The organism is Streptomyces sp. HSW2009, assembly GCF_040240285.1.
Classification (GTDB): Bacteria; Actinomycetota; Actinomycetes; order Streptomycetales; family Streptomycetaceae; genus Streptomyces.
On record NZ_JBEHZD010000251.1, the window covers coordinates 1 to 10892 of the forward strand.

11 protein-coding genes are annotated in these 10892 nt (G+C 73.3%); 2 read left to right on the plus strand and 9 right to left on the minus strand.

Annotated elements, in window-relative coordinates:
- Window positions 1-597 (plus strand): hypothetical protein (locus tag AAHZ94_RS19075; RefSeq protein ID WP_349994174.1); only part of this gene is annotated, 597 nt, incomplete at its 5' end.
- A 157-nt stretch (window positions 598-754) separates the two neighbouring features.
- Here the strand turns inward: AAHZ94_RS19075 and AAHZ94_RS19080 are convergent.
- The 9 genes from AAHZ94_RS19080 to pcaDC all read right to left on the minus strand — a co-directional run bounded on the left by AAHZ94_RS19080 (window position 755) and on the right by pcaDC (window position 8468).
- Window positions 755-1627, minus strand: coding sequence for an amino acid ABC transporter permease (locus AAHZ94_RS19080; protein WP_349994175.1), 873 nt, complete (start codon window positions 1625-1627; stop codon window positions 755-757).
- The gene (locus AAHZ94_RS19085; RefSeq protein ID WP_349994176.1) at window positions 1624-2268 is read right to left on the minus strand and encodes an amino acid ABC transporter permease; all 645 of its coding nucleotides are present in this window, start codon (window positions 2266-2268) and stop codon (window positions 1624-1626) included. Before AAHZ94_RS19085 ends, AAHZ94_RS19080 begins: the two co-directional genes overlap by 4 nt.
- An 11-nt stretch (window positions 2269-2279) precedes the next feature.
- Window positions 2280-3338, minus strand: coding sequence for a glutamate ABC transporter substrate-binding protein (locus tag AAHZ94_RS19090; RefSeq protein ID WP_349994177.1), 1059 nt, complete (start codon window positions 3336-3338; stop codon window positions 2280-2282).
- Between the two features lie 22 nt (window positions 3339-3360).
- Window positions 3361-4104 (minus strand): amino acid ABC transporter ATP-binding protein, encoded by a 744-nt coding sequence (locus AAHZ94_RS19095; RefSeq protein ID WP_349994178.1) that lies wholly within the window; start codon window positions 4102-4104, stop codon window positions 3361-3363.
- Window positions 4105-4295: 191 nt separating this feature from the next.
- Window positions 4296-4625 carry a hypothetical protein gene (locus AAHZ94_RS19100; protein WP_349994179.1) on the minus strand — a complete coding sequence of 110 codons (330 nt, stop codon included), beginning with the start codon at window positions 4623-4625 and terminating at the stop codon, window positions 4296-4298.
- A gap of 94 nt (window positions 4626-4719) precedes the next feature.
- Window positions 4720-5157, minus strand: a complete 438-nt coding sequence (locus AAHZ94_RS19105) for a DUF6278 family protein (RefSeq protein WP_349994180.1) — start codon at window positions 5155-5157, stop codon at window positions 4720-4722.
- Window positions 5158-5283: 126 nt separating this feature from the next.
- Window positions 5284-6063 carry an exodeoxyribonuclease III gene (locus AAHZ94_RS19110; protein WP_349994181.1) on the minus strand — a complete coding sequence of 260 codons (780 nt, stop codon included), beginning with the start codon at window positions 6061-6063 and terminating at the stop codon, window positions 5284-5286.
- Between the two features lie 111 nt (window positions 6064-6174).
- Window positions 6175-6819 carry an MBL fold metallo-hydrolase gene (locus tag AAHZ94_RS19115; RefSeq protein WP_349994182.1) on the minus strand — a complete coding sequence of 215 codons (645 nt, stop codon included), beginning with the start codon at window positions 6817-6819 and terminating at the stop codon, window positions 6175-6177.
- 341 nt (window positions 6820-7160) lie between these two features.
- Window positions 7161-8468: a bifunctional 3-oxoadipate enol-lactonase/4-carboxymuconolactone decarboxylase PcaDC gene (gene pcaDC / locus AAHZ94_RS19120; protein ID WP_349994183.1), complete on the minus strand. Its 1308-nt coding sequence runs from the start codon at window positions 8466-8468 to the stop codon at window positions 7161-7163.
- Window positions 8469-9149: 681 nt separating this feature from the next.
- On the opposite strand from pcaDC, the gene AAHZ94_RS19125 reads away from it, so the two are divergent.
- On the plus strand, window positions 9150-10559 hold the full coding sequence (locus AAHZ94_RS19125; protein WP_349994184.1) for a M1 family metallopeptidase: 1410 nt from the start codon (window positions 9150-9152) through the stop codon (window positions 10557-10559).
- Window positions 10560-10892: the final 333 nt, after the last annotated feature.

The following is a 10892-nucleotide window of genomic DNA, read 5'->3' on the forward strand; positions in this document are numbered from 1 at the left end:
TCGCGGCGTCGGCGGCCTGCTCGGTCAGGCCTCGCTGGCGGGGCAGGGTCGTCACTGCGCTTCTCCCGCACGGTGGTGGCCGCGGGGGGGGGGGGGGGGGGGGGGGCCCCGGCGGGGCCCCCCCCCCACGACACCGGGTTGCAGGGCTTCGGGGCCCGTACCGAGTTCTGCATCGGCGACCCGCTCACCCACCGCAGGCTCGCCGCGCACCTGGCCAACCTGCTGCCCGGGGTCACGGTCCACCCGGGCGACGAGGCCGGCACCGACCGGGCCACGTTCACCATCGGCGGCACGGACTACCGGATGGAGCCGGGCGCGGTGGAGTACGTACTGCTGGCGCGGCTGACGGCGGGCGGCGGCGACCGTCCGGTGTTCCTGGCGGCCGGTCAGCGCCCGGTCACCCACCGGGCGGCGGTACGGCACCTGGTGCGCCAGCACACCCGGCTGGTCCGCCGGCGCGGCGGGGACGGCTCGTTCTGCGTCCTGCTGAAGGTGGTCAACTCGCAGGCGTACGGGGCCGACGTGGTGGAGCTGGTGGCCGACGTGACGAAGGCGGCGCTGGCGCCGAGCGAGCCGAAGGGGCACCGGGCGGCCTGAGCGACCCGACCGCCCCCCCCCTTGCTCCCCTACCGTCTAGGGCCCGCCCCACCGCGCTCTCCGGCCGCCTACAACTCCCGCCCCACCACGCTCCCCCGCCGGCTACGGCTCGCCCCGTCAACAGCCCCGCCGCCTACGGCTCCCGCTCCCCCGCCCGCTACAACCGCGGCCCCGGGCCGCCCGCGCCCGGCAGCAGCGTGCCGGGTTCGGGCTCGGCGACCTCCGCGGCCTCCACCTTGGGGTTGCGGCGCTGCCGGGCGGCCACCCAGTTCGCCAGCCCGGACAGCAACATGCACATGCCGATGTAGATCGGCGAAATGACCAGGACGACGGGGATGAAGGGCAGTCCGTAGTCCAGGTTGCCCGCGATGAGCTTGCCCGCGTGCAGGAACTCCTCATAGGTGATGAGGAACCCGAGCGAGGTGTCCTTGAGCGCCACCACCAACTGGCTGATGATCGCCGGCAACATGGCCCGCATCCCCTGCGGCACCAGGACGTACGTCATGACCTGCGTCTTGCGCATGCCCAGCGAGTACGCGGCCTCCCGCTGGCCGCGGTCGACCGCGTGCACCCCGGTGCGGAAGACCTCGGCCAGCACCGAGCCGTTGTACAGCGTGAGGCCGGTGACCAGCGCCGGCAGCGGCTGCACCTTCAGTGCCACGAAGACGAAGAAGATCATCACGAGCACGGGCATGGCCCGGAAGAACTCCACGAGCAGCGTGGCCAGCCAGCGCACCGGGCGGTGGTCGGAGAGCCGGCCGGCCGCGAGTACCGCGCCGAGCGCGAGGGAGAGCACGGCCGCGTACCCGAACGCCTTGAGCGTGTTGCCGAGCCCGCGCAGCAGCAGCTCCTGGATGCCCTCGTACTGGAACGGCCGCCACTTCTCGGCCTCGAACTGCCCGGTGTCGTAGAGCAGGTAGCCGAACCAGGCCAGCAGGCCCACGATCACCGCGGTGGACAGCACCCCGTAGATCCGGTGCCGGCGGCGGGTGCGCGGGCCCGGCACGTCGTAGAGGGCGGTGTGGGTCATCGCGGCACTCCCCAGCGCGCTTCCAGCACGTTGAAGACCGCGCTGATGGTCAGGGTCACGATCAGATAGCCGGCGGCGATCCAGACGAAGGTCCAGACGATGCTGTAGCCGAGTTCGTTGAGGACCTTGTAGGTGCCCAGCAGTTCGGTGACGCTGAACGAGCCGGCGATCGCGGAGTTCTTGGCCAGCGCGATCAGCGTCGAGCCGATCGGCGGGATGACCGAGCGGAACGCCTGCGGCATGACCACCGTGCCCAGCGTCTGCCCGAAGGTCATGCCCAGGCTGCGGGCCGCCTCGCCCTGGCCGACCGGCACCGTGTTGATGCCGGCGCGCACCGCCTCGCAGATGAACGCCGAGGTGTAGCAGCCGAGCGCGAGCACCGCGAAGGTGGTGAACGGCAGCACCAGGCCGAACCGCGGCAGCCCCAGCAGCACCGCGAAGAACAGCAGGGTCAGCGGGGTGTTGCGCAGCACCGTGACCCACACGGTGCCGAAGATCCGCAGCGAGCCGACCGGGGCGACCCGGAAGGCGGCCATCAGGATGCCGAGGGCGAGCGCGAGCAGCGAGGCGTAGCAGGTGAGTTCGACGGTGCCGAGCAGGCCGTCGCCGTAGCGGGAGAAGTTGTCGGTGAGGACGTCCATCGCAGCCTTCCTCAGCCCGCCGGGTAGCGGTCGACGGCGGGCGGCTGGGGGGCGGGCACCCCGGACAGGCCGAGGGTGGCGTCGTACGCCTGCTTCCAGTCGCCGTTCTTCTGGTGCGCCACGATCGCGTCGTCGAGCGCGAAGCGCAGCGCGGTGTCCCCCTTGGGCAGGCCGATCCCGTACGGCTCCTTGGAGAACGGCCGCCCGGCGAGCTTGAGTTCGTCGGGCGCCTTGGCGGCGTAGCCCATCAGGATCGTGTCGTCGGTGGTCACCGCGTCCACCTGGTAGGTGAGCAGGTTGTCGACACAGATCGAGTACGTGTCGTACGAGACGGGGTGGGCCTTCGGGTAGTCGGCCTCGATGCGCTGCAACGGGGTCGAGCCGGCCGCCGAGCAGACCTTTTTGCCGGCCAGGTCGTCCGGGCCGTGGATGCCGTCCTCGTCGTGGCGGACCAGCAGCGACTGCCCGGCCTCGTAGTACGGGCCGGCGAACCCGACCTGCCGCTTGCGCAGGGCGTTGATGGTGTACGTGCCGACGTAGTAGTCGATCTGGCCGTTCTGGAGCGCCGTTTCGCGGTTGGCCGACGCGACGGTGCGAAAGCTGATGCCCCGCGGGTCGAAGCCGAGCGAGGCGGACATCATCTTGGCGATCTCGACGTCGAACCCGCTGTAGCGGCCGGTGGCCGGGTCCTTCTCGCCCAGGTACGGCTGGTCCTCCTTGACGCCGACCACGAGATGCCCGCGCCGCTCGGCCTTGCGCCAGGTGGCGGAGTCCGGCAGTTCGAACCCCCGGTCGACGCGGTAGTGCGGCAACGCCTCGGGCCGCGGCCCCTTCGCCGGCGGGCTGCCCTCCTTGCCACAACCGGCCGTGACCAGCGCGAACAGGAGGAGCAGGGCGGCGACCTTGGCCGTGGTGGCGGTTCTGGCCGGAGTGGCGGCGCGGGCCGCGCGGCGGCGCGGGGGCGGGCCGGGGACCGCGGCCGGGTGCGGGTGCGGGGTCTTGGTACGCGTACTGGTACGCGTACGAGCACGGGTACGGGTACGGGCCGTTCGCCCGGCTGACGGAAGCATGCGCATGTCGGTGCCCGCCCGCTCAGTGCTTGAGGATCTTGGAGAGGAAGTCCTTGGCACGGTCGCTGCGCGGTGCGGTGAAGAACTCCTCGGGGGTGCGGTCCTCGACGATCGCGCCGTCCGCCATGAACACCACCCGGTTCGCGGCCGAACGCGCGAAGCCCATCTCGTGGGTGACGACCACCATCGTCATGCCCTCGTGCGCGAGCTGCCGCATCACTTCGAGGACCTCGTTGATCATCTCCGGGTCGAGCGCGGAGGTCGGCTCGTCGAACAGCATCGCCTGCGGGTCCATGGCCAGCGCCCGGGCGATGGCGACGCGTTGTTGCTGGCCGCCGGAGAGCTGTGCCGGGTACTTGTCGGCGTGCGCCGCGAGCCCCACCCGCTCCAACAGCTCCCGCGACCGCTGGTCGGCCTGCTCCTTCTTCCGCCCCCTGACCTTGATCTGCGCCAGCGACACATTGGCCAGCACGGTCTTGTGCGCGAAGAGGTTGAAGGACTGGAAGACCATCCCGACCTCGGCCCGAAGCTGCGCGAGCGCCTTCCCCTCGGCCGGCAGCGGCGTGCCGCCCAACGTGATGGTGCCGGACTCGATGCTCTCCAGCCGGTTGATCGTCCGACACAGCGTCGACTTCCCGGACCCGGACGGCCCGATGACGACCACGACCTCCCCACGCCCCACGCTCAGGTCGACGTCCCGCAGTACGTGCAGCTTCCCGTAGTACTTGTTGACATTGCGCAGTTCGATCAGAGGATCGACGGCCATATGCAGCCCTATCCACTCTCAGGCGTGTCGCAGTCAAGGCAACCTATACGCGCACATACCGGACTTCGCGGGCGACACGCGTTGACCTGCCGGTCAATCGTCATCGGAGGTGGGGTGGGTACGGGGGCTGCCGGGGTTGCCCGCCGTACGCCGCGGGGCGGGGCACCGGCCGCCGGGGCCCTGGCCGGGAATCAGGCCAGCCGCGTGCCCAGCCGCGCCGACGCCCGCTCCCTGTCCCTGGTGTGCCACCACTCGAACAGATGGGTCCTGACCATGAACTGGAGGGTGTGCAGGGCCACGTCGGTCAGGTCGCCACTCGCCAGGCTGGCGTCGGGGCCGTCGTACACCAGTGACACCCGCCAGCGTTCGGTCCCGACACGGACCTCAAGCTCCACGAGCAGATCCGGGTAGACGGCGGGCACCCGCAGGTCCAACACGTCGATGGGCACGCCGGGCCCCTGTCGCTGGGCACCGAGAATCTCGGGCGCCAAGCGCGCCCGCACCTGCTCCGCCGTAGCCATGACCCCTCACTCAGTACGTGTCTCAGGCGTCCTGGTGGGACGCGCCGCACCCCGCTCCCCCGGGTCCGCCCCGCCGCCGCGCGGCGCGCGCCCCTCACCCCTCGTCCACCTCCGCGTACATCTGCGAAAGCTCCGGCGTGCCGTCCTCCGCCCAGGAGGTGCCGGCGGCCACCACGTCGATCTCCCGGCCGCTGTCGAGCGCCACCAAGGGGGTGCCGTCGGGGGCCAGGCGCCACTGGGCGCCGGGGACGGTGCGGGTGATGACGGTGCCGAGGTAGAGGCCCGCGTCGTTGCCGAGCCAGGGCAGTTCTTCCGGGTCGTCGCGCCAGCCGGGCTGGAGTTGGTCGAGGGCTTCCAGGGAGGCCGGGGTGTCGTCCAGGGTGACGTCGGCCGACTCGGCGCGGGCCCGCAGGAGTTCGCACTCGGCGAGCAGTTCGGCAAGACCTTCCCGCGCCGGCCCGGGCGGCGGCGCCTTGGCCGCGCTCGCCGCGGCGTGCCGCTTGCGCCAGGGGCCGAGGAAGGGAATGTCCATACCGCTCAGCGTCGCACCGACCACCGAGTACGCACCACAGGCGCGCTAGGCCGGCGCCGCGCTCCCGCGCCGGCCTCCGTCACCGCCCGCCGCGGGCCGGCGCCCGCCCCCGCCCCCGGGCCGCTGTCACACGTCCAGGTCCACCACGACCGGCGCGTGGTCGGACGCGCCCTTGCCCTTGCGCTCCTCCCGGTCCACGTACGCATCGCTGACCGCCTTCGCGAAGGGCGCGTTCCCGTAGACCAGGTCGATGCGCATGCCCTTGTTCTTCGGGAAGCCTAGTTGGCGGTAGTCCCAGTACGTGTACGGGCGGTCGTACTTCAGCGGGCGGGGCACCACGTCCGACAGGCCCGACTCGCGCAGGGCGGCCAGTGCGGCGCGCTCGGCCGGGGTGACGTGGGTGGCGCCCTCGAAGAGCGCCGGGTCCCACACGTCCTCGTCGGTGGGGGCCACGTTGAAGTCCCCGAGGACGGCGAACGGGCGCGCCCCCGCCGTGTCCTCGGCGACGGCCGCGCCCAGCGCCTCGAACCAGCGCAGCTTGTACGCGTAGTGGTCGTGGTCGATCTCGCGGCCGTTCGGCACGTAGACCGACCAGAGGCGCACCGGCCCGCAGGTGGCGGAGACCGCCCGGGGCTCCTGGGCGCCCTCGTAGTCGGGGCCGCCGGGCAGGCCGGTGACCACGTCGGTCAGGCCGACGCGGGAGAGCAGCGCCACCCCGTTCCACCGGCCGGTGGCGTTGACCGCCGCTTCGTACCCGAGCTCGCGCAGCTCGTCGTACGGGAACTGGTCGAGGGAGCACTTGGTCTCCTGGACACACAGCACGTCCGTGCCGGTGCTCTCCAGCCAGGCCAGCAGCCGCGGCAGCCGGGCAGTGATCGAGTTGACGTTCCAGGTCGCGATGCGCATATCGGTAAACCTACCGCCCGCCACTGACAGCCGGGCTCGGACCGGCCACGAACCGCCCCGGGCACCGGGCGGGCGGCGGCCGGGTGCCGGGCGGGCGGCCGGTCCCGCGGGCTAGAGGTGCAGGGTCTCGCCCACTGCGAGCCGCCCGTGGTCGGCGCCGGCGACACCGGGTCCGCCCGGGCCCAGCATCCGGTCGTAGATCGGCCGGGCGAGGTCGGTGAGCAATCCGTCGTGCACGTCGATGGCGCGCGTCGGGCGCACCGCGCGCACGTAGTCGATGACCTCGCTGACCTTGTTCCAGGGCGCGTGCACCGGCAGCAGCAGGGTCTCCACCGGCCGGTCGGGCACGGTGAGCGCGTCGCCCGGGTGGAAGACCGCGCCATCCACCACGTACCCGACGTTGGTGACGCGCGGGAGGTCCGGGTGGATCACGGCGTGCAGTTGGCCGTGCACCTCGACCTCGAACCCCGCCGCCTGGAACGCATCGCCCTCGCCGACGGTGTGCACCCGGCCAGGGAAGGCGGCCGAGAGCTGCTCGGCGACGCTGCGCAGCGTCCACACCCGGCTGGCCGGGTCGGCCTCCAGGGCGGCGCGCAGCCTGTCCTCGTCGAAGTGGTCGGGGTGCTCGTGGGTGACCAGGATCGCCTCGGCGCCGACCGCCGCGTCCGGCGCGCTGAACACTCCGGGGTCGATCACCAGCGTCCGGCCGTCCTTCTCCAGCCGCACGCTGGAGTGCCCCTGCTTGGTGAGCCGCATCCGCCCCACCGCTCCTTCGCTGCGCTCGCTCCTCGCGCCCGCCCGCCCGCGCGGGGGCCGCCCTTGCCCGTGGCCCGTACCGCGCCGGCGGCTCGTACCGTACGCGCGCCCGCGCCCGCGCCCGAAGCCGACGCACGGGGCCGACGGCCGCCCCGGGCCGCGTGCGCGAACACGGGCGACGGGCGCGGGCACTTGCCGGGGCTGGGCCGCTCGAACCGGACGCCGGCGCTGCCGGACGCCGGACGTCGGGGTGCCGGCGCTCGATGGCGGCGTGTCAGCGCCCGGTGCCGGCGTCAGCACCCGGTGCAGGTGCAGTGCCCGGTGCCGGTGTCAGTGCCCGGTCACGCCTCGGGTCTGGTCTCCTCCTGGACCACCCGCTGGGCCACGGCGAACGCGGCGCCGGCCGCGGGGGCGCCGCAGTAGACGGCGGTCTGGAGCAGCACTTCCTTGATCTCGGCCGGCGTCAGGCCGTTGCGCAGCGCGGCGCGGGTGTGCTGGGCCAGTTCGTCCAGGTGGCCGCCGGCGGTGAGAGCCGTGAGGGCGACGACGCTGCGGGCGTGCCGGTCCAGTGCGGGCCTGGTCCACACCTCGCCCCAGGCGTAGCGGGTGACGAAGTCGTGGAAGTCGGAGCTGAACTCGTCCGCCTCGGACTCGGCCGCGTCCACGTGCGCGTCGCCGAGCACCTCGCGGCGGATCTTCATGCCGCGCGCCCGGCTGTCCGGCTGCTCGGCCGGCACCTGGGCGGGCTGCCCAGCCGGGGCTATCTCCGCGATGGGGGCGACCGGGGCGGTGGGCGGCGGCGGGGCCGGGGCCAGCACCGGCTTGGGTGCGGCGGCCGTGATCGCGGTCATGCCCGTGGTGTGGGCGGACTGGCCCGAGCTGGCGAAGTGCCGTACCAGCAGGTCGGTGACGGCGGCCGGCTGCTCGACGGGCGTCAGGTGCGAGGTGCCGGGCACCAGGGCGAGCCGCGCGTCGGGGATACCCGCGACCAGCACCCGGGCGTCGGCCGGCGGCGTGACCTGGTCGTCAGCGCCGACCAGGACCAGCGTCGGCACGCCGATGTGGCCGAGCTGGGAGCGGATGTCGAAGGCGGCGAGCGCCTCGCAGGCGGCGATGTAGCAGCCCGGGTCGGTGGTCCGGACCATCTGGACGGACCATTCGACGATGGCCGGTTGCGCGGTGGCGAATGCGGAGGTGAACCAGCGCTCGGGCGCCGTGCGCGCGATGGGGTCCAGGCCGTTGGTGCGGATGACCACGCCGCGCTGGCGCCAGGCGTCGGCGGTGCCGAACCGGGGCGATGAGGAGACCAGCGCGAGCGAGACGACCCGGTGCGGGTGCCGGAGCGCCAGGTCGGCGCCGACCGCGCCGCCGATGGCACAGCCCGCGTAGCCGAACTGGTCGATGCCCAACTGGTCGAGCGTGGCTATCAGCCGGTCGGCGAGGTCGCTGACGGACGAGGCCGGGTGAGCGGGGGCCCCGCCGTGTCCGGGCAGGTCGTACCTGAGGATGCGCCAACGCCGGCTCAGCTCGGGCACCTGGCGGTCCCACATGTGCCAGGTGGTGCCCAGCGAGGGCCCCAGGATCAGGACGGGGCCGTCCTCCGGACCGTCGAGGCGGTATTGCAGGGTGTTCGGTGATGTCTTGCTCACCCGTCAGACCCTCTCATCTTTCACGGGCTCTCCAATGGCCGGTCCCAACCTAACGGCTCTCACGCCCCGCACCGTACGGGAGCCGTACGCCGGTGGTACGACAGGTGCCGTACGCGTCGACGGCGCCCCGGGCCCCGGGCGCGGGTCCGCCGGCCGGGCCGACCTGCCGGGCCGGGGACGGGGCGCTCCGGAGCGGTGTCCGCGCTCCGGCCCACCGCCGCTGGTCCCGCCGCCACCACCCCGGCCGCCGGGTGACGCAGCTAACAGCCCCCGAGTGTGGCCGGTACCGGCCGCCCCGACCCCACCGGCCGGAAAACCTTCCGGAATCTCCCCAACCAGCCGCCCGACCACCACACGGTGCACGCGTTCCCCGTTCCCCTTACGGGCCGGGGCGGGCGGTCGGGGTTCCAGCCGGGCGGGCGGGCTTCCCTATCGGGCGAGCGGCCGGGCTGTCGGCACGTGGCTCCGGACGTTCCCGGAGAGCTCCGGACGATCCCGGAGGGCTCCGGCCGACCGGTCAGCGGCCGACCCTCCCGGCCCGCGGGGCGGCCCCGTCCCCCCACGCGCCCATCGCCGTACGCCGTACGCCGTACGCCGCCAGAGCACCCCGGACGCGCCGCCGTACGCCCTCTGGACAGGTCCCAGGACAGGCCCGGGGGCGGCGTGGCAGCATCCGTGGCCATGACACGCATAATGGCGCGATGGTCGCCAACTTCCCTTCACAGAGCCGCCGTTGGGCTGGCCGCCGGCCTCCTCGGGGCGAGCGCCCCGCGCGTCGACGCCACCGCCGCCCCGGTGCCGGAGGCGCGGCCCGGGCCCGCCGCGGCGACGCCCGACGGGGCCCGCTACGACGTACGGCTGACCGCGGACGCCGACGGCTCCCACTGGACGGGACGCCAGCGCGTCTCGCTCCGCAACTCCGCCGCCCGGCCGCTGCGCGAGGTGTACCTCAGGCTGTGGGGCAACGGCCAGGACGGCTGCGGCACACCGAGCGCGCCGGCTCCGGTGCAGGTCACGGCGGTGCACGGGGGCACGGCCCAGCAGCCCACGGTCGGCTGCACCGCGCTGGCGATCACGCTCCCGAAGCCGCTGGCGCACGGCGAGCGCACCGCTCTCTCCTTCGACGTGTCCATCGCCGTGCCCGAGCGCAACGACCGCTTCGGCCGCGAGGGCACCTTCCGCTTCCTCGGCAATGCGCTGCCCGTACTCGCCGTGCACGACGCCAAGGGCTGGCACCTGGACCCGTACGTGCGGACCGGCGAGAGCTTCTACGCGCTGACCAGCGACTACCGGGTGCGCCTCGACCACCCGAGCGGGCTGAAGGTGCCGGCGACCGGCCGCACCCAGACCCGGCCCGGCGCCGCCGGCCGCACGGTCACCACCAGTCTGGCGCCACGGGTGCGCGAGTTCGCCTGGGCCGCCGGCCCGTTCGAGACCGCGACCGAGGTGACCCCCGGCGGGGTGCGCGTGCGGTCGTACTGGACCCCCGACGCGCATCCCGACGGCGTGCGCTACGCCCGCAGGGACGGCGCCGCGGCCGTCGACCGGTTCAGCAAGGAGTTCGGCCGCTATCCGTACGGCGAGATCGACCTGGTGATGGCCCGCCAGTTCGGCGGCGGCATGGAGTACCCGGGTCTGGTGCTGCTCGGTGTCGACGCCGAGGGCAGCGCCGCCATCCACGAGGTGGCGCACCAGTGGTGGTACGGCATCGTCGGCAACGACCAGTACGCGGCGCCCTGGCTGGACGAGAGCTTCGCGCAGTACGCCAACTTCCGCTTCCTCAACCTCGACATGGCCACGTACTGCGAGGAAGAGGTGTACTGGCCGAGCGAGGAGGCCGCGCTGACCAACTCCATGGCGTACTGGAGCGCCCACACCAACCAGTACACCAGCGTCATCTACACCAACGGGTCCTGCGCCCTGTTCCGGCTGGCGGACGTCATCGGCCAGGACGCCATGGCGCGCCTGCTCAAGGAGTACGTGCGGGACCACTGGCACGGCGTCTCGACCACCGCCGACTTCAAGCGGGCCGCCCAGGCCGCGACGGACCAGGATCTGACGGCGTTCTGGAAGGAGTACCGGGTGCGCTGAGCGCGCCCGCCCACCGGCTGCCCGCACGCCCGGGTCCCGTACGGCGCGGAAGTGGCCGAACCACCGTCGCCGCGTGGTGGAAGTGGCCGGGAACGCCCCCCGGGGCGAGAGTTCGGCCTGGTTAGGCTGGGTGGCACACCATGGACGTCCGCAGGTGGTGCGCGTTCGGGCGCGCGCCGCGCGGGGCGCGAACGAGGAGCCGGCGAGTGCTGAACGAGATCGCAGGGGTGCGCGCACCCGGGAGTCAGGCCGCGCCCGCGGCGGGGGCGCCGGCCGGTCCTAGTCGACCAGGCTGCCGTGGGTGCGGGGCCAGCGGGTCCTGGCCTGTTCCCG